This window comes from Fictibacillus sp. 26RED30, assembly GCF_015903845.1.
Taxonomy (GTDB): domain Bacteria; phylum Bacillota; class Bacilli; order Bacillales; family Fictibacillaceae; genus Fictibacillus; species Fictibacillus phosphorivorans.
Genome location: NZ_JACZDV010000001.1, coordinates 2,088,000 through 2,112,437 on the forward strand (window position 1 = coordinate 2,088,000; position 24,438 = coordinate 2,112,437).

The 24,438-nt window shown below is 39.8% G+C and carries 18 protein-coding genes; 9 read left to right on the top strand and 9 right to left on the bottom strand.

The features are described 5' to 3' along the window. Genes mtnA through IHV11_RS10710 form a run of 4 tightly spaced genes read left to right on the top strand, consistent with a single transcriptional unit; the run spans position 1 to position 4,712 of the window. The gene (gene mtnA / locus IHV11_RS10695; RefSeq protein WP_370568670.1) at positions 1 to 1,059 is read left to right on the top strand and encodes an S-methyl-5-thioribose-1-phosphate isomerase; all 1,059 of its coding nucleotides are present in this window, start codon (positions 1 to 3) and stop codon (positions 1,057 to 1,059) included. Further along, complete coding sequence (locus tag IHV11_RS10700) at positions 1,056 to 2,192, top strand: sugar ABC transporter substrate-binding protein (protein ID WP_197194589.1); 1,137 nt, start codon at positions 1,056 to 1,058, stop codon at positions 2,190 to 2,192. Before mtnA ends, IHV11_RS10700 begins: the two co-directional genes overlap by 4 nt. Continuing rightward, complete coding sequence (locus IHV11_RS10705) at positions 2,189 to 3,694, top strand: sugar ABC transporter ATP-binding protein (protein ID WP_197194590.1); 1,506 nt, start codon at positions 2,189 to 2,191, stop codon at positions 3,692 to 3,694. The genes IHV11_RS10700 and IHV11_RS10705 overlap by 4 nt, the downstream gene beginning before the upstream one ends. Then, on the top strand, positions 3,675 to 4,712 hold the full coding sequence (locus IHV11_RS10710) for an ABC transporter permease (RefSeq protein WP_197127481.1): 1,038 nt from the start codon (positions 3,675 to 3,677) through the stop codon (positions 4,710 to 4,712). The genes IHV11_RS10705 and IHV11_RS10710 overlap by 20 nt, the downstream gene beginning before the upstream one ends. A gap of 23 nt (positions 4,713 to 4,735) precedes the next feature. Here IHV11_RS10710 and IHV11_RS10715 read toward each other — a convergent pair whose 3' ends face one another. Together IHV11_RS10715 and IHV11_RS10720 are read right to left on the bottom strand one after the other, a co-directional pair. Beyond that, positions 4,736 to 6,514 (bottom strand): sensor domain-containing protein, encoded by a 1,779-nt coding sequence (locus tag IHV11_RS10715; RefSeq protein WP_197194591.1) that lies wholly within the window; start codon positions 6,512 to 6,514, stop codon positions 4,736 to 4,738. Positions 6,515 to 6,662: 148 nt separating this feature from the next. Then, on the bottom strand, positions 6,663 to 7,019 hold the full coding sequence (locus IHV11_RS10720; RefSeq protein ID WP_066392958.1) for a DUF1516 family protein: 357 nt from the start codon (positions 7,017 to 7,019) through the stop codon (positions 6,663 to 6,665). A gap of 147 nt (positions 7,020 to 7,166) precedes the next feature. Between IHV11_RS10720 and IHV11_RS10725 the strand changes: the two genes are divergently transcribed. After that, the gene (locus IHV11_RS10725) at positions 7,167 to 8,375 is read left to right on the top strand and encodes an ornithine--oxo-acid transaminase (RefSeq protein ID WP_197194592.1); all 1,209 of its coding nucleotides are present in this window, start codon (positions 7,167 to 7,169) and stop codon (positions 8,373 to 8,375) included. Between the two features lie 285 nt (positions 8,376 to 8,660). Here the strand turns inward: IHV11_RS10725 and IHV11_RS10730 are convergent, their stop codons facing one another. Genes IHV11_RS10730 through IHV11_RS10740 form a run of 3 tightly spaced genes read right to left on the bottom strand, consistent with a single transcriptional unit; the run spans position 8,661 to position 11,825 of the window. Next, positions 8,661 to 9,449 carry an SDR family oxidoreductase gene (locus IHV11_RS10730; protein WP_197194593.1) on the bottom strand — a complete coding sequence of 263 codons (789 nt, stop codon included), beginning with the start codon at positions 9,447 to 9,449 and terminating at the stop codon, positions 8,661 to 8,663. Positions 9,450 to 9,479: 30 nt separating this feature from the next. Then, the gene (locus IHV11_RS10735; protein ID WP_197194594.1) at positions 9,480 to 10,904 is read right to left on the bottom strand and encodes an NAD-dependent succinate-semialdehyde dehydrogenase; all 1,425 of its coding nucleotides are present in this window, start codon (positions 10,902 to 10,904) and stop codon (positions 9,480 to 9,482) included. Between the two features lie 36 nt (positions 10,905 to 10,940). Next, positions 10,941 to 11,825, bottom strand: a complete 885-nt coding sequence (locus IHV11_RS10740; protein WP_197194595.1) for a fumarylacetoacetate hydrolase family protein — start codon at positions 11,823 to 11,825, stop codon at positions 10,941 to 10,943. A gap of 195 nt (positions 11,826 to 12,020) precedes the next feature. Between IHV11_RS10740 and IHV11_RS10745 the strand changes: the two genes are divergently transcribed. Further along, positions 12,021 to 13,775 carry a B12-binding domain-containing radical SAM protein gene (locus tag IHV11_RS10745; protein ID WP_197194596.1) on the top strand — a complete coding sequence of 585 codons (1,755 nt, stop codon included), beginning with the start codon at positions 12,021 to 12,023 and terminating at the stop codon, positions 13,773 to 13,775. 314 nt (positions 13,776 to 14,089) lie between these two features. Here IHV11_RS10745 and IHV11_RS10750 read toward each other — a convergent pair whose 3' ends face one another. Both IHV11_RS10750 and IHV11_RS10755 read right to left on the bottom strand, forming a co-directional pair. Beyond that, a complete protein-coding gene (locus IHV11_RS10750; RefSeq protein ID WP_197194597.1) occupies positions 14,090 to 15,163 on the bottom strand; it encodes an efflux RND transporter periplasmic adaptor subunit in 1,074 nt (357 codons plus the stop codon). A 15-nt stretch (positions 15,164 to 15,178) separates the two neighbouring features. After that, complete coding sequence (locus IHV11_RS10755; RefSeq protein WP_197194598.1) at positions 15,179 to 15,850, bottom strand: hypothetical protein; 672 nt, start codon at positions 15,848 to 15,850, stop codon at positions 15,179 to 15,181. 162 nt (positions 15,851 to 16,012) lie between these two features. Here IHV11_RS10755 and IHV11_RS10760 point away from each other — a divergent pair, with 162 nt between their 5' ends. From IHV11_RS10760 to IHV11_RS10770, 3 genes are read left to right on the top strand one after another with little or no spacing between them, the layout of a single operon-like run. Next, positions 16,013 to 17,599: a spore germination protein gene (locus IHV11_RS10760; protein ID WP_197194599.1), complete on the top strand. Its 1,587-nt coding sequence runs from the start codon at positions 16,013 to 16,015 to the stop codon at positions 17,597 to 17,599. Beyond that, positions 17,596 to 18,693 carry a GerAB/ArcD/ProY family transporter gene (locus tag IHV11_RS10765; protein WP_197194600.1) on the top strand — a complete coding sequence of 366 codons (1,098 nt, stop codon included), beginning with the start codon at positions 17,596 to 17,598 and terminating at the stop codon, positions 18,691 to 18,693. Before IHV11_RS10760 ends, IHV11_RS10765 begins: the two co-directional genes overlap by 4 nt. After that, positions 18,690 to 19,817 carry a Ger(x)C family spore germination protein gene (locus IHV11_RS10770; RefSeq protein ID WP_197191309.1) on the top strand — a complete coding sequence of 376 codons (1,128 nt, stop codon included), beginning with the start codon at positions 18,690 to 18,692 and terminating at the stop codon, positions 19,815 to 19,817. The genes IHV11_RS10765 and IHV11_RS10770 overlap by 4 nt, the downstream gene beginning before the upstream one ends. 36 nt (positions 19,818 to 19,853) lie before the next feature. On the opposite strand, the gene IHV11_RS10775 is transcribed toward IHV11_RS10770, so the two are convergent. Next, complete coding sequence (locus tag IHV11_RS10775; RefSeq protein ID WP_197194601.1) at positions 19,854 to 23,255, bottom strand: SbcC/MukB-like Walker B domain-containing protein; 3,402 nt, start codon at positions 23,253 to 23,255, stop codon at positions 19,854 to 19,856. Next, positions 23,252 to 24,433 carry a metallophosphoesterase family protein gene (locus IHV11_RS10780; RefSeq protein WP_197194602.1) on the bottom strand — a complete coding sequence of 394 codons (1,182 nt, stop codon included), beginning with the start codon at positions 24,431 to 24,433 and terminating at the stop codon, positions 23,252 to 23,254. The genes IHV11_RS10775 and IHV11_RS10780 overlap by 4 nt, the downstream gene beginning before the upstream one ends. Positions 24,434 to 24,438: the final 5 nt, after the last annotated feature.

Below are 24,438 nucleotides of genomic sequence, written 5' to 3' on the forward strand. Positions count from 1 at the left end.
ATGACTGTAGCAGAAAAATGGGTTCCTTCTGTTCGATACAGAGGTGACCATCTTCTTATATTAGATCAACAACAACTTCCCCATCACACGGTTTACTTAAATGTAACCACGATTGAACACGTATGGGACGCAATTTCTAAGCTTAAAGTTCGAGGCGCGCCAGCAATTGGAATCGCTGCTGCATTCGGACTCGCACTATGGAGTAATTCTGAAAAAGAGGTGGATCATTCCTCGTTTTTAACTAAATTGCAAAGACAAAGAGATTACTTAGCGTCTTCCCGCCCTACCGCTGTCAATTTATTCTGGGCATTAGATCGTGTTGTTGCTTCTGCTCAACAATCAACTTCAGTAGAAGAGGCGAAAAGTAGAATTGAAGCTGAATCACTTTTAATTCAAGAAGAAGACGAGAATACATGCAGAAAGATCGGTGAGTACGCTTTGTCACTTCTCCAAGACGGAGACGCTGTCATGACGATCTGTAATGCAGGTGCCATCGCGACAAGCAAATATGGAACAGCATTAGCTCCTTTTCATCTTGCTAAAGAACAAGGCTGGAACCTCTCTGTTTACGCGAACGAAACTCGTCCTGTTTTACAAGGTTCTCGTTTAACAGCATGGGAGCTGCAAGCAAACGATATCGATGTGACCTTGATCACAGATAATATGGCAGCCCACACGCTAAAAACAAAGAACATTAAAGCGGTGATCGTTGGATGTGACCGAGTGGCAGCGAATGGCGATACAGCTAACAAAATCGGAACTTTTGGTCTTGCGCTACAAGCAAAAGCGCTTGGTATTCCCTTTTATGTCGCTTGTCCTCTTTCTACCTTAGATCTCAGTACAACAAGCGGTGATGATATTCCGATCGAAGAACGTCCGGAAGAAGAAGTCACGCATCTAAACGGTGTTCGCATTGCACCAGAAGGAATAAAAGTGTTCAATCCCGCTTTCGATGTAACTCCCGCTGAATACATCTCAGCGATCATAACTGAAAAAGGAATCATCAATGGCAATTATAAAGAAGCACTATCCACACTTAAGGAGGAAGAAAAGCATTGAGACCTTTTAGAATCTTGGCAACCGCTTGCCTAACATCAGCCTTGTTCTTAACAGGATGTACCAATGAGCAAGATGCTCTTTCCAATAAGACAGAAACAAAACCTGCTGCAGCAAATGAGTCACAATCAAATTCTACAAAAACTGCTTCAACGTCAAGCAAAGTTCCAAAACAACTTCAGAAGCCTTTAAAGATCGCTTCAATTAATCAGTTCTCTATCGGTACTTTTTCTTCTCAATATATTAGTGGCGTTAAAAAGCAAGTGGAAGAGTTTGGCGGTGAAGTGCAAATTTATAACGCTGATAACGATCTTTCAAAAATGGCAGCATATGTTGAAACAGCCGTTAACCAACAAGTTGATGGAATACTAATCGATCATGGTCGTGCAGATGCGATCGCTCCAAGTGTGAAAAAAGCAGTTGCAGCAGGAATACCAGTTGTCGCTTTTGATAGTGATATCAACATTCCAGGAGTAACTGTCATCGATCAGGATGACTATAGCCTTTCTTGGAATGCTTTACGAAGCATGGCCCAAGACTTAAATGGTAAAGGTGAGATCGTATACGTTTGGGTAGGCGGTTTTACACCGATGGAACGAAGAAACGTTATGTATGAAGCTTTTAAGAAACGTTATCCTTCTATTAAAGAAATCGCTCGATTCGGTACAGCGACACAAAACACTGCACTTGATACACAGTCACAAATGGAAGCTTTACTACAGAAATATCCGAAAAAAGGTGATATTGACGCTGTATTCGCTCCTTGGGACGAATTTGCTAAAGGCGTAACGCGTGCGATCCAACAAGCTGGACGTGACGAGATTAAAGTATATGGAATCGACTTAAGTGACGAAGATCTACAACTGATGCAAGAAGAAAACAGTCCATGGGTTTCAACAGCAGCAACAGATCCTGCTGACGTTGGAAAGCTGCAAGTACGCTTTCTCTACCAAAAAGTAGCCGGTGAAGAAACACCTCAGATCTATAGTGTACAGCCTCACCTTGTTGAAAAAGAGGATCTGCCAAAATCTAAGGTATCCATGGATGAAATCGGTAAGTACGTGGAAGGATGGGGCAAATCTGACGCGGGAACATCTCCATGGATGGAAAACTTAAGTAAGGATACCAAACAATGACGATACTTTCATTAACTTCTATACAAAAATCATTTGGTGAACAGATTGTATTAAAAGGGGTGGACTTTACCGTAAAAAGCGGTGAGGTCCATGCTCTTTTAGGAGCCAATGGTGCAGGTAAAAGTACCCTTATGAAAATACTGTCTGGTGATTATGAACGGGATGGCGGTGTTATCACATTGAATGAAAAAGAGCTGATTATTAAAACACCAGCTCATGCAAAAGAAGCAGGCATTGAAATGGTCGTTCAAGAAGTAGATACCGCCCTCGTTTCCTCATTAAGTATCGCTGAGAACGTTACAATGAATACTTTTATCTCAGGACCTGCTTTTTTTTCTTGGAAAAAAAGATATAAAGTAGCCCAAGAGCTTTTGAACAGAGTTGGTCTACATATTGACCCTGCCCTTCCTCTTTCTCATTGCTCTTTAGCTGAAAAACAGTTAGTTCTCATTGCAAAAGCCATTTCTCGGAATATATCTTTTATTATTCTTGATGAACCTACAGCCGCACTTAGTACGAAAGAAGCTCAGCATCTTTTCTCTGTACTTCGTGAACTTCAAAAGCAAGGTGTTGGCATTATCTATATTTCACACCGTTTACCTGAAGTCATGGAGTTGTCGACTAGAGTAACCGTCTTAAAAGATGGGTATGTGACGCTTCAAAAAGAAACGTCTGACTGCTCTTCTGAAGAAATAGTTCGCGCGATGCTAGGCAATGAATTGGTTGAACTCTTAAACGATGAAGAAGACAGAATACTAGGCGCTACCCTTTTAGAAGCCAAACATTTCAGTGTTCCTGCTACCAATGAATCTGTATCTTTTTCCGTTCGAGAAGGTGAAATTGTTGGAGTTGCCGGATTAGTAGGTGCAGGAAAGACCGAAACGGCGAGAGCATTATTTGGTGCAGATCCCTCTAGAGACTCTATTTACATGAAAGGAAAAAAAGTTAGAATCTCTAACCCTCAAAAAGCCATTTCTGCTGGTATCGGTTTTGTTCCAGAAGAACGCCGTAAAGAAGGGATACTCGTGGATTACAATGTGATTGAGAACTTAACACTACCCGTCTTAAAACAGTTTACCAAGTTTGGGTTTATCCAAAGAAAACGCGAAAAAACAGAAGCTGAGAAATGGATCAAACAGCTCGGTATCAAGACACAAAAATCGTCTCTTCTTCTGAACCATTTAAGCGGAGGTAATCAGCAAAAAGCTTCGATCGGTAAATGGCTTCTTACGGACGGAGATGTATTTATTTTCGATGAGCCGACAAAAGGAATCGATGTTGGTGCTAAGCAAGATGTGTTTCAATGCATCAAAAACTTAGCTGCAAACAAAAAAGGAATTCTCTATTTCACGAGTGAGATACAAGAACTACTCGCTTTTTGTGACCGGATCCTCATTATGTACGATGGTAATATTGCTGGAGAATTAAACAAACACGAAGCTACCACTGAAAAAATTATGCACTATGCAACTGGAGGTCATTATGGCACAGTACGTTCATAAAGAACATGTAGAGAACGACATAAACACTACTAAACTCTCACTTCAAGAAAAGGTCTTTCCTTTTCTTTACCGATACGGCACGCTTCTTGTCATATTATTAACCGTAATCGGCTTTAGTCTAGCAAACGACAAGTTCTTAAGCTATCAAAACTTTACGGATATTTTACGCTCTGTTTCCATTATTACATTGCTTGCGATCGGTGTAACCATCTCTTTAATCGTTGGTGGCTTTGACCTTTCTGTTGGATCAACGGCAAGCCTTGCGACCGTTACGAGTGCTGCGGCTCTTGTTCTGTATCGCCAAGAAACGATTATCGCCATTCTCATTCCTATTGCTATCGGTTTATTAGTAGGACTATTAAACTCGTTCTTCGTTGTAAAAGTAAGACTTCCAGATCTGCTCGCAACTCTTGCAGTTATGTATATAATCAATGGATTGCACCTTACCTTCACAAAAGGATTTTCGATCTACAACAACATGCCTTTGTCAGAAGGTGGAACAGCTCCTGGGGTTTTTCTTCCTTCTTTCTTATTTATCGGTCAAGGTGAAATATGGTCGGTTCCAGTTCCCGTCATTATCATGCTGATCGCCGTTATTGTCGTTCATATCATTCTACAGCAGACTCGGTTTGGAAGATTATTGTATATTACAGGTGGAAATGAAGAAGCAGCTCGTCTATCTGGTGTCCCTGTTCAGCGTTACAAGATGTATGCTTATCTTTTATCTGCATTCTTTGCCACTCTTGCTGGTATTCTATTAGCGGCACGAATCGGAACCGGCCAAGTTTCTGCTGGTGCTCCTTTGTTGATGGACGGTGTTGCAGCTGCATTTATTGGCTTTTCCGTATTTGGTGCAGGGAAACCGAATGTGATCGGCACTTTTGTTGGTGCTGTTTTGATCGGTATACTACTAAATGGTTTAACGATGTTAAACGTTCCGTACTATGCACAAGATATCGTAAAAGGTTCTATACTGATTGGTGCCCTAGCATTTATGTATTATGAAAAGAAAAAATAGCACGAACAAAAACAGCACTTCCTTTACGGAGTTGTGCTGTTTTTTTCTGCAAGAAACTTCTTTAAGAACTCACTCGCTTCATAAGCAGGCATAGGCTTACTGATTATATAGCCTTGTGCTGTATGACAGCCATATTCTTGAAGTAATTTCATCTGTTCATATGTTTCTACACCTTCTGCCACTGTAGAAAGAGAAAGACCTTCACACATCATGATGATCGCTTTTATGATTGCTGCATCACTCGTATTAAAAAAGTCATCACTAAGATGTCTGATAAAGCTTTGATCAATTTTTAAATAATCGACCGGAAAATCTTTTAAATAACTAAGAGAACTGTAACCTGTACCAAAGTCGTCGATCGATAAACGAACACCTAGCTCTCTTAATTCTTGCATGATGCTGATGCTGTATTGGACGTTTTGTATCATTGTACTCTCTGTTAATTCTAGGTGTAAATATTCAGCTGATATTCCTGCTGTTTCTATCGCTTCTTTTACTTCATATACAAATGACAACCTTTGAAACTGTCTGCCTGAAACATTTACAGAGATAGAAAGATGAGGCGCGCCATCATCATGCCATCTTTTTAGCTGCTTACAAGACTCGAATAGAACAAACCGACCGATCTCATCAATAAGTCCGATCTCTTCAGCTAAAGGTATGAACTGCATCGGAGATACCAGACCTAAGTCAGGATGATTCCATCTTACAAGCGCCTCAAATCCGAGGACCATTTCCGTTTTCAAACAAAATTGAGGTTGAAAATAGGGTTCTAGCTCACCCTTTTGAACCGCCTTACGCAAAAAGCCTTCTAGCTTGAGCCGTTCAAGCGTGAATGCGTTCATATCACCGGTAAAGAATTCACGTTTCCCACGGCCCTTTTCTTTTGCTTTATGAAGAGCGGTGTCGGCATTCTTAATGAGAACATCGGCACTCGTGCTATCATTTGGGTAGATGCTGACCCCAATTGACGTACTAACCGTATACTCTTGGCCATCGAGATAGATCGGCAATTGAAGTGCTTCTTCTATCCGATCTGCTGTATCAATCACGTCTGCTGGCTTTTCAATCGTCAAGATTAACGTAAATAAGTCCCCAGCGAACCGGCATAGCAAATCTTGACTATGGATTACTTGTCTAAGCTGATTGCTTACATGCCTCAACACAACGTCTCCGATATGGTGACCAAAACTCTCATTTATGATCTTAAAATGATCAATATCCACAAACATCACAGCTAATAAGTGGGTTCCAGAATCACTTTCAGAAACGAGTTCTCTCAGCCTTTTTTCAAATAAACTTCTGTTCGGTAAACCGGTTAACGAATCGTGGAACGCTAGCTGTTCGATCTCTTCTTCCGCTTTTTGCTGCCAGGTAATGTTCTTTCCGATCCCATATACACCAACTACTTGATCGTTTACGACGATTGGAATGTTTGTGATGCTGCTTAAAATGTGTCCTCCATCTTTTTTCTTGATACTCGCTATAAAATTTTGCGGTTTATCATGTACGGCTAGCCTGAAGTGTTCAACAACCCGTTTATGATCTTCATCGCACACAAATTGCAGAGCGTGGGTTGAGAGTAACTCTTCTTCTGAATATGCTAAAGACTGAACGAGCGCATGGTTTACACTCGTTATATAACCTTGTAGATCCATAGAATAGATCATATCAGGATTATGATTGAACAACGATTTATAACGTTGTTCAGATTCAATTAGATTATCACTAAGCTCTTCCATCTCTTTCGTATTCATCTTGATTAAATGAGATAGCGCTAAATATTCATCCATCTCTTTCATTCTTACACCTCATCTGTCCAATGAACCAATTTATAAAGTGATACTTGCTATCATTTATATCGGTGTACAGGAGGCATTGTTAACAAAACAAAGATTGGTTATTTTATCCAATAAAAAAAGCCGTCCTGCAAGGGCGGCTTAAAACGCATTAACCAAGTACGGAATAACCGTAAAATAGTACTAACAATAAAGTAATCCAGAAAAACACCCAATTGAGCAGGCGGCTTTCACCACGTTTTCTTTGAACAAGGATGATTTCCATTAAACCAATGAGGACTACTCCTAAAGTTCCTTTAATAATTATCGGCCCTTGATTAACAATTCCTGGATCGGTTAAATAACCAGCAAGCATGTGACCACCTGTTGCCAGAATCGCTAAGTACAGAACGCGCAGAATCATATGCAAAATTTTTGATTTTTTTCCTGCATTTTTTTTGTATAGCATATACGTTACAAAAAACAAAATTAATGCCAGAAACCACGATGTTACATGAGCATGAATCATAAATATATCCTCCTATGTATAATTCTCCATATTACTATACCATGAACTGCTATGAACTAGGCAATCAAAAGAGTTCCCTCTGTAAAGTAAGCACTTTCATTGCTATAATAGCAATGTGAGAAATCTTGCAGAATAGAGGTGTTTCCTTTGAAACAGACAGAAACGAGAAATACGGAAACTGTAATTTCTAAAACGGAACAATATGGTGCACAAAACTATCATCCGCTTCCTATCGTTATCTCGGTAGCTGAAGGTGTGTGGGTAACAGATCCTGAAGGTAACCGCTACATGGACATGCTTAGTGCATATTCTGCGGTAAACCAAGGTCACCGCCACCCTAAGATCATCCAAGCACTAAAAGACCAAGCAGACAAAGTTACATTAACATCACGCGCATTTCATAACGATCAGCTTGGTGACTTTTATGAAAAAGTATCAAGTCTAACAAAAAAAGATATGGTGTTACCGATGAACACCGGTGCAGAAGCTGTTGAAACAGCTATTAAGGCTGTTCGCCGCTGGGCATATGATGTTAAAGGTGTTGCGGATAATCAAGCAGAGATCATCGTATGTGAAGGAAACTTCCATGGACGCACGATGACTGCCGTTTCGATGTCATCTGATCCTGATTACCAACGTGGGTTCGGTCCTATGCTACCAGGAATCAAAGTGATTCCTTACGGTGACTTAGACGCCCTGAAAGCAGCTATTACACCTAATACCGCTGCATTCATTCTAGAGCCAATCCAAGGTGAAGCAGGAATCGTTATTCCACGTGAAGGTTTCTTGAAAGAAGCGCTTGACGTTTGTAAGTCTGAAAATGTACTCTTTGTTGCAGACGAGATTCAATCTGGACTTGGCCGTTCTGGCAAAATGTTTGCTTGTGACTGGGAAGAGATCGAGCCAGACATGTACATCTTAGGAAAAGCACTTGGCGGCGGCGTAATGCCAATCTCTTGTGTAGCAGCAAACCGTGAAGTACTTGGCGTGTTCAATCCTGGATCACACGGATCAACTTTTGGAGGAAACCCGCTTTCTTGTGCGGTATCAGTCGCTTCTGTAGACGTGCTTGTAGAAGAAAACTTAGTTGAGCGTTCGCTTAAACTGGGTGAATATTTCTTAGGCGAGTTAAAGAAGATTGATAATCCAGTGATCAAAGAAGTTCGCGGTAAAGGTCTGTTCATTGGTGTTGAACTGAACGAACCAGCTCGTCCATATTGTGAGCGCTTAAAAGAGCAAGGCTTGTTATGTAAAGAAACACACGAAAACGTTATTCGTTTCGCACCGCCATTAATCATTTCTGATGAAGATCTAGATTGGGCGATCGAACGCATTAAAAACGTACTTTCTGTTTAATTTGATTTATTGAGAGCTGACTCTTTTTGGAGTCAGCTTTTTTTAGGGCTACAATTGAGCTCAATTTCATATACGGACTAGGGTATTAATCCGCTTTTTAATAGATGAATCCACAACTTTTTTGGATCAATCCAAAAGTTTTAGCGGTTTATCCAGAAGTTTTAGCTCTCAATCCAAAAGTTTTCACTGTTTATCCACGAGTCTACAAATATCGACATCTATACTGGATCTGATACCCCTCACTTAACTCAAAAAAAAGAAGCAGCCATGAGCTGCTTCTTCCCTTTATAGTGCTTTCACCATACCGCCATCGATCAGCAGTGACTGCCCTGTTATATACGTGTTTGCATCTGAGCAAAGGAATACGACCATCTTAGCAAATTCCGCAGGTTTACCGTATCGTCCAAGTGGAATTCCGCTTTCCATGGAAGTTCTAACGTCTTCAGCAGAAACTCCTTTTTTATCAGCCATCATCTGATCTAATTCACCTACTCGATCTGTTCCGATTCGTCCCGGTCCGATCGTATTGATCAATATGCCGTCTTTCCCCAACTCTTGAGAAAGACTCTTTGATAATCCATTAATAGCTGTTCGAAAAGTGTTTGATAAGATGAGTCCGTCGATTGGTTGTTTAAAAGACGAAGAAGCGATATTTACGATGCGTCCTCCTCCGTTTTTAATCATATTAGGCGTAACGGCTCGTACGGTACGTACAAGGCTAAGCAACGTTAACTCAAATGCTCCCTGCCAATGCTCATCCTCAAAATCATTAAAATTACCAGCAGGAGGACCACCTGCATTGTTCACAAGCACGTCCACACTGCCAAACTTCTCTACGGCAGCTGCAACGAGTTCATCGATCTCATTACGCTGTGTGATGTCACATTTTTTATAATGAACATCCGTACCTGTTTCACGCTTTATCTCTTCTGCAGTCAGAGAAAGCTGATCTTCATCTCGGCTTGTCAACATCACGTTCGCACCTTCACGGGCAAATTCCAATGCACAAGCTTTTCCGAGCCCCTTACTTGAAGCAAGGACGAGTACATTTTTCCCTTTTAATCCTAGATCCATTTCACAATCACCTGGTTTCTTAGAGAGATTTTATAATACGAAACTTACGTACTTCGTTTCCAGATAAGCTTCCATACCTTCTACGCCACCTTCACGACCAAGACCGCTCTCTTTCATCCCCCCGAAAGGTGCTTGTGCAGCGGAAGGAACACCATCGTTCCAGCCGATGATTCCATAATCTAGTCCTTCAACAACTTGAGTTCCTTTGGACATGCTCTCTGTATAAACATATGCGGCTAAACCAAACGGACTCGTGTTTGCGAGACGAATACCTTCTTCAACACTGCTGATCTTGTGAATTGGAATGACTGGACCGAACGTTTCTTCATTCATGATCAGCATATCTTGTGAAACATTCTTTAAGACTGTCGGCTCGTAATAATACCCCCCGTTATCTGCTCTTCCTTTTCCTCCTGTTACACACTCTGCACCATTTGAAACAGCATTCTCCACGTGCTCGGAGATTTTTTCATATCCGTCTTTGTTGATGATCGGACCGATATCTGTACCTTCTTCTAAACCGTTTCCTACTTTTAGTTTCTTTGCTTCAGCAGCTACTCGTTCTACAAACTCTTCATAAACACTTTCTTGCACGTATACTCGGTTGATACAAATACACGTTTGACCTGCGTTACGAAACTTAGAAGTTACAATACCAGCTACTGCTTTTTTTATGTCTGCATCCTCTAGTACAACTGCTGGAGCATGTCCTCCTAGTTCCATAGAAACGTTCTTCACAGTTGCGGCACTTTGCTCGATCAATTTCTTACCGATCTCTGTAGAGCCTGTAAAGGTCACTTTTCGAACTTTCTCAGAATCCATAATCGCTTTGCCGATCACTGAAGAAGATCCTGTTACGAGATTGATTACACCTTTTGGAAAGCCTGCTTGATCTGCTAATTCTACTAATTTAATCGCAGTTAATGGTGTTTCTTTTGGTGGCTTCACAATAAACGTACAACCTGCTGCGAGCGCTGGACCGAGCTTTCTTGTAATCATTGCTGCTGGAAAGTTCCATGGCGTGATGGCCGCTACCACCCCAACAGGTTGACGTAATACTTGCATTCTTTTATTTTCTGCACTTGAAGGAATCGTACGGCCGTAGATGCGCTTCCCTTCTTCTGCATACCACTTAATAAAGGAGGCAGCATACATCACTTCGCCTACAGATTCTTTTAACGGTTTTCCCATCTCAAGCGTCATTAGTTCTGCTAATTCTTCTTTTTGTTCGATCATTAAGTCATGCAGTTTCATAAGATAGTCAGCGCGTTCATAAGCTGTTAACTTAGACCAGCTCGGAAATGCTTTGTGAGCTGCATCAATTGCAGCATCTGTTTCTTCTTTTCCACAAGATGCCACAGTTCCTACCACTTCACCGTTAGCAGGGTTGTAAACCTCTATTTTTTCGAGAGAATCTCCTGTCCATGAACCGTTAATATAAAGCAGCTTTTCCATGTGAATTCCTCCTCTATGTAACTAGTTAATTCGACTTCATTCTACTATTTCATTACGAAGTGTCCCGATTCCTTCAATTGTAATCTCGATAATATCTCTTGGCTTTAAAAAAACAGGTGGCTTCATTCCTTTACCTACTCCAGCAGGTGTACCTGTTGCGATAATATCTCCCGCTTCAAGCGTCATGCCCTTTGAAAGCTCAGTGATCATCGTCGGTATATCAAAGATAAAATCAGATGTGTTTCCGTTCTGCCTTACTTCTCCGTTTACTTTTGTAACGATCGATAGGTTTTCCGGGTTTGGTACATCAGAATGATGAACAATCCATGGACCCATCGGGCAAGTTCCATTCAAACTTTTCCCGAGCAAAAATTGCTTATGCTTCTTCTGAAGATCACGTGCTGTAATATCGTTGATGATGGTATAGCCGAAAACGTGATCCATCGCGTTCTCTTTCTTTATACCTGTACCCGTTTTGCCGATAATTACGGCAAGTTCACCTTCATAGTCAAGCTGATTGGTTATAGACGAGTGATTTGGAATACCATCTCCATGACCGATCACAGACGTAGGAGCTTTTGAAAATACCATGATATCTTCAGGAATGTCTGCTTCGCTTCCCATCTCTATCGCATGATCGCGATAATTTTTCCCGATACAGAATACATTTTTCCATGGACGCGGGATAGGTGATTTTAACTGGACTTCATTTAACTCATATGTATGGTTCTGTGCAGAATCAGAATGAATCAAAGTCTCGACTTGCTCAAAAACTGATTCTCCAAGTGAAATAGCTTCAATTAATGTTGATGGAAACTTCACATCACTGCTCTTAGCAAGTGCTGTTAAATTGAATACCTTTTCTTCTTTTACGATGCCTATAAACGTCTTTTCATTCCTAACAGCTGTAACCCATTTCACAATAACGAATTCCTCCTTTTTAACAAACGCTTACAAAGTAATTATTACTACTATATAGGTTCTGACTTTGTACCGTAAAGAAATTTGCTGTATGAAAACACAATAGTCATTTTTGATTCTTTTTAAAATATGGTAAAATAGTTTGTCATCTAAAACGCCCAATTGAATGGGTAACAGTAATGAGGTTATCAAATTATGAAAACTGTACTAAGTACGTTAAATGCTAAATATATACACACGTGTCTTGCGCTGCGCTATTTAAAGGCCTATAGCGAGCCTGATTTCCCTGTGACGATTCGAGAGTTCACGATTAAGGATCCTTCTCTTAATATCGTGACTGATCTTTACAGCCAAGAGCCTGATGTTCTCGGATTCAGCTGCTATATTTGGAACATTGAAGAGACGATAAAAGTAATTCAGATGTTTAAAAAGATCAAGCCAGAAACGAAGATTGTCTTAGGTGGACCTGAAGTATCTTACGATGTGGCGCATTGGCTCGAGAGCATTCCAGAAGTGGATTTTATCGTTGTTAATGAAGGGGAGGAAACATTTAAGCATTTGTTGACTCAAATTCAGAACGGTGCTGGATTTGATTCCGTAGCTGGTCTTGCTTATCGAAAAGACGGAAAGCCAAAGATTAATGGTCCGCGTGAAAAACTGGACTTAAAGGCCGTACCATCACCTTTCCGCTTCGAAGAAGATATCCAGTCACTATCAAAAAGGATCACTTATTTTGAAACAAGCCGTGGCTGTCCCTATTCATGTGCGTTTTGCTTGTCTTCGATTGAAGTTGGTGTTCGATATTTTGACCCTACACTCGTTAAAGATGATTTGATCTTTTTGATGGATAACGGAGCAAAGATCATTAAGTTTGTGGACAGAACGTTTAACATTCGCAGAGATTATGCACTCGATATGTTCTCGTTCTTGATCGAAAACAGAAGACCAGGTGTTGTTTTTCAGTTTGAGATCACAGCAGATATCATGAGACCAGAAGTCATCGATTACTTGAACGAACATGCACCAAAAGGGCTCTTCCGTTTTGAAATCGGTGTTCAATCTACAAATGACGCGGTTAACGAACTGGTACAACGCCGACAGAATTTCGAAAAGCTGACTCGTACGGTAACAACTGTGCGCGATGGCGGAAAGATCGTTCAGCATCTGGACTTAATCGCTGGATTGCCTGAGGAAGACTACAACTCGTTCAGAAAAACATTTAACGATGTATTCGCTTTTGGCATCGAAGAAGTTCAGTTAGGTTTCTTAAAGATGTTAAGAGGGACAGGTCTACGATTAACAGCTGAAAAACATGACTACGTGTATATGGATCACTCTCCATATGAGATCTTAGGAAACAATGTTCTTACTTTTGATGAGATTATTCGTATCAAACAAGTTGAAGACGTATTAGAAAAATATTGGAACGACCATCGAATGGATCATACCGTTAAATACCTGATACACCATGTATTCCAATCGCCTTTTGATTTCTTCCAAGAATTCGGGACTTATTGGGAAACGCGCGGTTGGTCAAGAATCGGCCATCAATTAGAAGACTTATACACGCGCTTGATCGCATTCTTAACGGAAGCTGCACCACATGCACTTCCTGTTGCTGAAAGCCTGATGAAGCTTGATTATTTAGAAAGACAACAGTTCAAACCTCGTAAACCATGGTGGGAGAACACACAGAACAAAGAAGAAACATCTAGAGTGCTTTCGCTGCTCTCTCAATACCCTGAAATGATCGATGGGTTTCCAGCTCTTTCTGAAAAAGATATGCATAAACACGCTTTTGTCACAGAAACAGCAATCGACCCACTATCAGATCAGCTAGAGCCAAAAGGTGAAAAAGATTTCTTGCTCATCGCATTATTTGATCCTAAACAACAAGTAACAAAAGTGTTCACAACATCTAAAAAGTCATTGTTAACAAAAAATTCGTAAATTGTGAAAGCGGGGATCTCCGTTTCAGGGTACATGCTTTCCGCGGGGCGGGCGGTGAGCCCCCTGCCGCTACACGCCTTTAGTGGTCTCACCTGTCCCACTTGTCCCGCAGGAGTCAGTACCCTTCCACTCCCACTCCAATCCCTAAAAGTTAGCACGAAAAAGATTAAAGGCACTAACTAAAAAAAGCTAAGTAAAAAAACAAGGGTTTCGCAAGTAATATACTTGCGAAACCCTTTTTCTTCTAAAAAAACGTAACACTAGTGTAATCCCACTTGTTTTTTATTGGTAAAAATTTAAGATCTAAATAGCAATTACTTCTTTAAGACCGGCTGCCCTGAAACAAAAACAGGAGAAGGATTAAGTACGACCACCTGACCCTTTTTAAGTCCTTTGGTAATTTGAACATTACCCTTTTGCTCAAGACCCGCTGATACCTTCAGCTTATACAATTTGTTTTTCACAATCGTTAACACATACGTTTTCCCATCATCTTTTAAGATTGCTTGTTTTGGCACACTAATCGCTTTTTCTGCAAGTTTTTCTGTTACGATGATCTGAGCAGTTTGTCCTTCAACCCAAGCCGCTTCATCCTCTACGAGAACGGTTAACTTAAAATTATTCTGATCAGCTGGTAATACAGTTTGAACAGTACCCTTCAACATCTTTTCACCGTTGGACTTGATTAGAACCGAGTCTCCTGTCTTCACGAGAGACGCCATTTTCTGATCGATGTCAGAAACAAGTTCAAAGTTTCCTTGCCCTACAATGGATAGAAGTGGTTCATCATCGCCTACACCATTTAATTCTGAAACTACACCGTCAGCCGGACTTTTTACACTAAGATCATCAAGCTGTTTTTCTAGATCTGATATTTCATCTGATAAGACGGAACTTTCGTTTTCAGCTAGCTCATTTTGTAACTCAGCTTCTGCTAATTTTTCTTGAAGAAGTACTTTAGCATCTTTGCTGTCTTTTTCTTCATCAAAATCCGAGAGTTCACTTTTCCATTCACTTATTTGTCCAGAATAATGGCTGCTTCGAACATCTGCTGCTTCTTGGTCTCGTTTCAAGTTGCGAAGTTCTTTTTCAATCTCTGCATTTTCATATGTAATTAAAGTTTGACCAGATGTAACGGTCTCCCCCTTTGATACCATTATTTCTTTAATCGAGCCTAGGGATGCATTTTCAAAAATCTCAAATGTGTTCTTTGACTGAGCAACACCTGTTGTTTCGTGTTTTTTTGTAAAATCTTTCTGTGTAGATAGACCCGTTTCAACTCTAGGTGCTTCAACTGCGGCTGATTCCTTTTTATCGAAAATCACGATGTTCATCACGACAAGGAGGATGACCATAATAGCTGCAGCAACCCATTTTAGTTTATTCATAAGCTTGTCTCCTCCTTAAACCAGCTGTCCACTAGTTAATGCAGCGTATAGTGAAGATAATAAAATGAAAACAACAAAAAATCCTATTGTAACAATCAGGCAGTAATTCTTTTCTTTAAACGATAATTGTCGAAGTGCAAAATACAAAACAACAGAACCCCAGATTGTAAAGATATTGATGGCGTTTAAACATTCTTGCCAAAATCCATGCTTAAAGAATAGTACACCAGCAAAACCGAAACCTAAAGGCTGAACTACTTCTTCAGCACCTGTTACAAACTGGATCGGTAGTTCGAATAGCAGCCCAAGAATAAATAAAAGATATACCGCTGTCATTACATAAAAAAGTGCTTTATATCCGATGTCCCGAAAAAAAACATACAAAAATAATGCTCCTGAATTTATTACTATGAATGGTACGATCAATCCCCAAGCACCACCTACTAAAGCGATAAGGTATCGCAAGAGCTCAAGTTCCGCTCCACTTAGTTTAGCTGTTTCTACAAATGAAATAGTTTTGAACGATGGAAACGCTGCAAAAAAAGAAAGTGCATGCAGCAACCCGCTAGCAACTAATATAGCAAAAAAACGGATCCAAAAACCCTCTTTATCTTTCCATTCATTATAAAACGCAAAATATGTATTCGGCTTAGTTAAAGCAGGAATAAATTGTGCCCTTCCTGTCATGGTGCCGCCCCCTTCTCTCTTTATCTCTGTCTATGTTATCACAATTTTTTACTCATAATGACAATTTCTGACTCATTTTTGAAAAATAGTACCTTATCCGCATAAATAAATTAGGGTAGCAAAAACTAAAGCAAATTATTGCGAATCGGGATGATGTACATCATGACTTTCTTTAAAAAACCAAAAAAATTACTAGAACAAAAAAGTACAGAAAAACACCAAGAACCTAATCCATCCGCTAGAACAAATTCATCTCAAAATTCACAGTTTGAACAGGAGAAGAGCAACAATCAAAATAAGACAATAAATCAACTGTTGGCTGAAATTGAGGAGAGTTTTTCTTCATCACAAGATTTGCAGACGCATTGGATAGAAATGCCCTCTGATAAGAGTAACGTTGCTTTAATATTTTTAGATTCTATCATCGATAAACAAAGAATTCAGGATTTGATCCTTAATCCCTTATTTGAACTGGACAAAGACATTGACATTAGAACATTCGAAAAAGTAATCAATATTGATTTTAGGAAACAAACAGACTTTACCAAAATACAAGAGTTACTCTTACAATCTTATACGATCATATTTACAAAGGATACAACCTGTTATTATTCAGTATTCACACCGATTAAAACAGAACGAGACATTTCCGAACCAGATAACGAAGCTGTTATTCGCGGTTCTCACGAAGGTTTTATTGAGAGTATGTCTACGAACATCGCTCTTATTAGGAAACGGCTAAAAAGTCAAAAGTTGGTTGTAAAATACTTAAAAGTTGGTAAAGAGACACATACGAATGTTGCCATGCTTTATATGTCGGATATCGCAAATCCAGAACTACTACATGAGATGGAAAGGAGAATTACTTCAATAGAAGCTGACGCTGTTATGACTCCGGGAAATATTGAGGAGAGCATAGAAGATAAAACATTTAGTCTGTTTCCGCAAACCTTAAGTACAGAGCGGCCTGACCGTGTTGCTGCAAACCTTATGGAAGGAAGAGTAGCATTGTTGTATGATAGTTCACCGACTGTAAACATTGCGCCCGTAAACTTTTTTATCTTCTATCAAACACCGGATGATTATAACAAACGCTGGATGTTAGGAAGCTTTTATAGACTGATCCGATTGTTTAGCTTTTACATTGCCATAGGACTCCCGGCTTTTTATATTGCCGTCGTTTCCTTCCATTTTGAGGTCATCCCATCTGCGTTAGTATTGTTGATGAAGAGTTCACTAGAGAATATACCTTACCCACCATTATTTGAAGCGTTAGTGATGGAGCTGACGATTGAATTAATCCGTGAAGCGGCAATCCGTCTGCCTACAAGAATTGGTTCTACCATTGCCATTGTTGGTGGTTTAGTTATTGGAGATGCGGTAGTTAAAGCTGGGCTGATCTCGAACCTAATGATTATCGTTGTGGCTACAACGGCAATCGCTGCCTACACCGTACCTTCAAACGAGATGAGCTTAGCTGTTCGTTTACTACGTTTTCCTTTCATGGTAGCTGCTGCAACTTTCGGGTTTCTAGGCATTATTTTTGGTTTAATCATTATGTTCTTTCATCTATGTCGTCTCTATTCTTTTGGAACACCTTATTTCGCACCGCTTGCGCCATTTAGAATGGGAGACTTAAAGGATACAATCATTCGTTTACCCTTTTTCAAAATGAACTCCCGCCCTGAAGATATTAAGCCGTTAAAGAAAGATGAAGATAATCACACCAGAAAGTGGGAAAAACAATGAATAGCAGCCATACAATTACTCATAGACAGCTGTTCTTTGTTCTCATACAATCCCAGATCGGAGTCGGAGTCCTTTCACTACCATACATGTTATTTGCTAAAGCAAAGACAGATGGATGGATTTCTCTACTGTTAGCAGGTATTTTTATACAGTTTTCCATCCTTGCGATTTGGAAGCTCTGCGAGATGTATCCAAAACAGACAATCTTTGATTTCATGCCTAAGATCTTAGGCACTAAACTCGGTTTACTATTAAATATTCTTTTTATCGTTCATCTGTTCTCAGTATGTATCGTAATCTTAATTCTCTATAATAACATTGTATCAAAATGGATATTTTTTCAGACGCCGCGATTCATAGTCATCATTATCCTATCTCTCACTTGTGTTTATTGTATTACATGTACAGCAAGAGAAATTGCAAGATTTTTAATGCTCTGTTCACCATTGTTACTCATCTTATTTTTCTTTGTTGGTTACGCGTATACAGATGTACATCTTCTTTACGCTTTTCCAGTAGGAGCAACTGGTATTAAAACCATTATCTCTACTTCGACTGATGCGGTGATCGCATTACTTGGCTTTGATACCGCTTTAGTCTTTTTAGCTTATACGGAAGGAAAGTCTACTAGTAAGCTAAAAGCGATGTCGTATACCTCACTATGTGTTACTCTTTTTTATTGCTTTGTAACATTTACAACTTATATATTCTTTAACCCTGCAGAGATTGTAATCGTACCGGAACCAGTCCTTTACATGTTAAAAGCGTTCTCTTTTAAATTCTTGGAACGTACTGACTTAATCTTTTTAACGATATGGATCGTTTCTGTTACAACGTCTTTGATCAGTTATCTATTCTTTACGGCAAAAGGCGTTCAGACCTTATTTAAGCTTCACCATCACAAATCTGCAGCACCATATGTAGGTATCATTTGTGCTTTAATAGCTTCAATACCAGGAAGTAAGTTAGATGTTCAAATGTGGTCCAAGACAATCGGAATGACAGCAATGATCTTTTCTGCTCTATTCCCAATCTTATTATTGCTGATCGCCATTATCAGGAAAAGAAAAGAAAAAGGAGCTGCTTCAACATGATACTAAAAAAATTACTCCTTTTCTTTTCTTGCCTAGTATTGTTATCAGGTTGCTGGGATCAAGCACAGCTTAACGAATCGAAGCTGATCCGAGCTGCAGGATTTGATTATACGAAGGATGGTAAGATCCTGACAACCGCAGCTGTACCGCAGGCAATGAGTGCTGACACTGGGACCGGGAAAGTATTTAATGAGATTTTTTCCGCTAAGGGAAATACGGCAAGACAAAGTCGAATACGTTTAGATAGAAAGGTTTCCGAAAGAGTGGAAGCTTCTAAAAACTTAATTGTCGTGTTAGGAGAAGAGGCAGCAAAGAAGGACATTTATCACATTTTAGATGTCTTCTATCGAGATCCAAAGTCAGCTCTTAATGCTCGGATAGCAGTAGCGAAAGGCAAAGCATCAGATGTGATCAGTGCAAGGTTTGAAGAAACAAAATCCTCCATAGGAATTGGTAAGTATCTGAGTGAATCAATTCGTGCTGCAGAAGGTGCTTCAACAGTGCCAGCGGAAAACATTCAGACCGTATGTCCAGTAATGTTTGATCCTGGTCAGGATTTTGCTTTACCTTATCTTGTACCCAAAAAGAATGCCGTTTCAGTGAATGGAATCGCAATTTTTCATGGTTATGAGATGGTAGGTAAGATGCATGGTGCTGAGGCGGTACTGTTTACGTTGCTTACCGGAAAACAGAAGACGATCTCTATGTCTTTGACAAAAAAGATTTCCGATAAACATAAGGATAAGATTCTGAACTATGCTTCGATAAAAGTGAAGAGAAATAAACGAACGTTCAATGTGCATGTTTCACCTGATGGTGAGATATCGGCACATATTAAACTCAATATGAAAGTGGTTATTACAGAGTACCCTGGAGACAACCTCACTTCAAAAAAGAAAATACAAAATATCGAAAACGCGTTGACCAAATCACTAACAAAGGATGCTAACATCATTATTAAAAAACTACAAGACATGAACAGCGATACATTTGGCGTTGGCAGAAAGCTAATTGCATTTCACAACCCAACATGGGAAAAATTAGATTGGAACAAAGAGTATCCAAACATCGATTATACCGCTTCAGTTAAGGTTAAAGTCATCGGTCATGGAATTATCGAATAACAAAAGGATGCAAGGCTTAAACGCCCTGCATCCTTTTTATAACTGATCTAATTTAACCCGAGTTCCTCTGCCAGAAGGTTCAGCAGGTTCGACGATCAGTCGTTTCGTTAACCTTGCTTTTAACTCAGGAACGTGAGATATTACTCCGATCGAAAAGTTTTCCATCCTAACTTTTTCTAACGCAGTTACAACTGTATCTAGCAGCTCTTGGTCAAGTGTGCCAAATCCTTCGTCTAGGAAGAAGAACTGAAGAGGAAACTTTCCTCTTAATTGAATCTGAGCAGAAAGCGAAAGCGCGAGTGCGAGTGATGTTAAAAAGGTTTCTCCACCAGATAAAGAGGTTACGGGGCGTTTGATTCCTCCGTTAGCATCATCCCGGATAACAAAACCACCCGCTGAATCTACTTCGATCGCATATCGTCCACGAGTAAGTTTCGCGAGTCTGCCAGATGCATCGCGTGTTACAAGATGCAGCTGCTCTTCTGCCATAAATTCAACAAAAGCATTTCCACGGAATACACCTTGAAGCTTACCTAATTGCTCTAATAAGTTAGAAACCTTTTTCTTTTCCTTTTCCAACTCGTTGAAACGTTTATGATTTTTCTCAATCATCATATATCTTTGTCGCGCTTCACCAACAGCCTCATGCGTATGATTCATTTCTTGCTTGAGACTTAATAGTTGGCTTCTCGCAGATTCAACATGTTGATCTGAAAGAATCTCCTCAGGGAGCTTTTCTTTTATCGCTTCTAAAGCCAAAGCATTTGATTTACACCGATCATGGTAATCCGCGATCTGCTTTTCCCATTCCATCTGAACTTGTTCATCTTTCAAACAGTTTTCAAAGTCTTCATACGATTGGAAATCTGACCTTCTTAACTGTTTGTTCCATTCTTGTTTTGCTTTTTCTACTCTTGATACAGCATCATTCATCCGTTGAACAGAAGAATGGTATACTTTATCACTTTCTACATATTGCTTCTTGGCAATGTCATACTCCCGTTCTGAATCAATGTATGCTGTCTTCAGATTCTGCAACTCATTCTGTGTTTCTACAAGAACTTTTTGAACTTTTTCATAGCCTACTCTGTTATATAACTTTTCTTTTAAATTTTGAATTTCTTTTTGAAGCATCTCTTGTTGATTAGAAGAGACCGATAAACTCATCTTCAACTCAGATTTTTGCTCTTTGGCAGATTCCATTTTTTTCGTTTGTGTTTCTAGAAATTCTTCCGCAATGTTCAAGCTTTTTACGATTTCCGCATGACGACTTTCTTTTTGCTGAAAAATTTCTAGCTGCTCTTTCAGCTCTGTTGATGAAAAAGGTATCTCAGATTGCTTCCATTCCGAATGAATCTGTTCCATTTTTGTTGATATTAAAGAAAGCTGTTGACTTAACTTGTTCGTTGTCTCTTCACCATTTTCAACAGAAATAGAAATCCGTTCATATTGTTTTTGATCTTCTTCTAATTTGGACAATAACTTCTGCATGCGTTCTTCCACTTGAAGCTTATCTTGCTGAATACCTTTTACTATCGTTACATGATCCTTGAATTGTTCCAAAGAAAACACGCTGATATTTTCTTTCTCCACCAAAGTCATACTCAGATCTGCTGCTGCAATTTCCGCTTCAGCAAGATTTAGCTTTTTCCATAGCGTTTGGGAATCCTTTTCAAGTCCTTCACTAAGATGTTTCAGCACATGATAATGCTCTTTCAGACTTTCATTCGCTTCTTCTAATTCTTGAATACGCTCGTTATCATGTTCAAAAGTCTCATGCATTCGCTTCGGTGAAGGATGGGTTGTTGAACCACATACAGAGCACGGCTCGTTCTCTTTTAATTCTGCAGAAAGCTGTGCAGCTAAATAGTTGATCCTCATTTTTTCTTGTTCGTTTTTCAATTCACGAAGGTTAGCCTTTAAATCTTTTGAGACCACTTCATTCGAACGCAGAGCTTCTTCCACTTCTGCATACATTTCTTGAATATGTTTCAGCAGTTTCTTTCCTGCATCGTAACTGTCAGCTATTGTTGAACTGATCTGTTTTTTTGTTTTTTCTGCAGAAATCATTTCAGTTTCTGAAACGGAGATTTCTTTTTGTATCTTTTTCTCTTCATCGTGAACATCTTCTAATCGTTGATTTAGCAAGATAGCTTGTTGAAATTTAATCCGGTCTTTTTGTGTTATTTCAATTTGAGACAATTCTTTCTTTAACGCAGATTGTTTATCCTTCCCACGCTTAAGTATTTGCGTGGCATCATACTCAGCTTTTTCGCATTTTTCGTACAATGTCACTAATTGTTTATGCTTTTGGGTTTCGTTTTGCAAAAGTTCATTTTTACTCTCAAGATCCTTTTCCCAGTCAACCGCTTCTTTTAAGCCGCTTCTTTTTTCGATAAGAACAGGCTCTTCCAGATTGATTGCCTTCTTGGCTAATTCATATTTCTTTTCTAGCTCTTCAAGAATAGTTTTAAGCTTTTCAGTTTGTCTTTTTAGTTCCTCTTGCTCTCCACGGATTTTTTTCTCATCTTTGAGCGAATGCTTCCATTCGTTTGCATAAGGATAAATTTTGTCTGCAGAAATAGCTTTCTTTAGATTCCCTTGAACACGTCCCATAGAGATTTCCAGTTTCTTCAGTTCGTTTCTCTCTTGGATCAGTTTTTCATTTTGAACTTGAGCATCCCAATACACCTCAAGCTTTTTGAGGTTCTCTTCTTTTTCTTTGTACTGTTTGGATATCTGTTCTAACTTTTTTTCATTTTCCTTCAGATAAACGGTTGCCTGCTGAAGAGTTTCTAAGGAAGCTTCTCCTAGACCCGTTTGTTCAGCAGTGATTTCATTTAAGCGATTTTTTTGTTCATCCGACCGCTTCTTTAACTTTTGATTCAGTTTATCTCCGTATTTTTCAAGCTGAAACAACCGTTGCAGCATCTGCCTTCTATCCGCACCTTTTAGTGATAAAAATTCAGCAAACTTACCTTGAGGCAACACGACTGCACGCGTGAAATCATCGATTGTTAGACCGATCAGCTCTTGCACAAGACGTGTAACATCCCGTTCTTTGTCTGCATGAACGACAGATTCATTATCCACGGTTTCAATTAATCTGCACGTACTTGTTCGAATGGAATGTTCGCCACTTCTTTTAAACGTACGTTCCACGCTATATTCTTTTTGCTGAGCACCTTCACCTAATTGAAAAGTAAACGAAACAGACAGTTTATCTTCAGCCTGGTTCATAATTCCGTGTGTTCCACCAGCTGCACGCTCAACTTTCCCGTATAGAGCAAGTGTCACCGCGTCAAGAATCGTGGACTTACCACTGCCGGTCGGTCCAAAGATACCGAAGACTCCGCCAGAACAAAGCTCATGAAAAGGAACGGCTTGTGCTTCTCGAAAACTTTGCAAGCCTGAAACGTTTAATGATATAGGTCTCATTCGCGTTCCTCTCCTTCTGTTTCCTCTTCTCCAACAAGATCAAGAAATAAGGAGATCAACTCATTGTCAGGAACCGCTCCACCTGTTTGTCGCTCATAAAACGTTGTAAATAGTTCATCTACAGGTAGTTTTTGAGCGGATACCGCAATTTGTTCTCCGGACTTTTCTTGAAACACAGGTTTGATATGAACAATACCATCATGTGCTTTTCTAAGCCGTTGAATCTCTTCCATCGACAGTGCATCTTGAACATGTACGGATAGATCAATCCAGCAATTCTGATACATTCCATCTTGAATTCCTTGAAAAACCTCTGACACACCATTTCTAGCTTCCCATGCTACAAGTGGTTTTCCTGCACATAAATGAATCTCTTCTACCTCTGCTATACCGTTTGGTTGCACGTCAATAATGGATACGGATTTTGCTTGACCGCTTTCTGAGAAACTATAAGAAAGTGGAGAACCTGAATACCTTGCGTCTGTTTTTGCTCGTTTAATTCGCTGTGGACGATGCAGATGGCCTAATGCCACGTATTGTGCTGCACTCGGAAGGCTTTCAGCAGCAACCGTATAAGCACCACCAATATGTACAGGGCGCTCTGAGTCAGTCTCCTTGCTTCCTGCTACATAAAGATGACTCATGGCAACATTCACATTTCCTGGGCTAAATTGAGATGTGATCTTCTTAAAATAAGAGTCTACCCAATCATCGTATTGGGTTCTAACATCTAATTCTTCAGCTGATTCACTCAAAAGCATTTTCAGCCTTGATTCAGAAGGATAAGGTAATGCTGCGATTTCTAGCATTTCTCCCGTTCTCTTTATCGGGACACGTTGAAGGTCTAACGTTGGAAGACCTACTAGCGTTATGCCCAGTTCTCTTAAAAGCGGGAAAGATGCTGCTAGTCTCTCTGGATGATCATGGTTTCCCGCTATCGCGATGAATGGACATTCTCCTTTTCTATTGATCCGTGACAGTGCATCATAAAACATTTGCTCTGCCGCAGCTGGAGGATTTACCGTATCAAAAACATCTCCCGCCATTAATACCGCATCTATTTTTTCACGCTGTACGATCTCTACTAGTTCGTCTAAAAAATCTTGTTGTTCCTGAAGTCTACTTCGTCCTTCTAATGAGCGCCCAAGATGCCAGTCAGCCGTATGAAGTAATCGCATCGTAT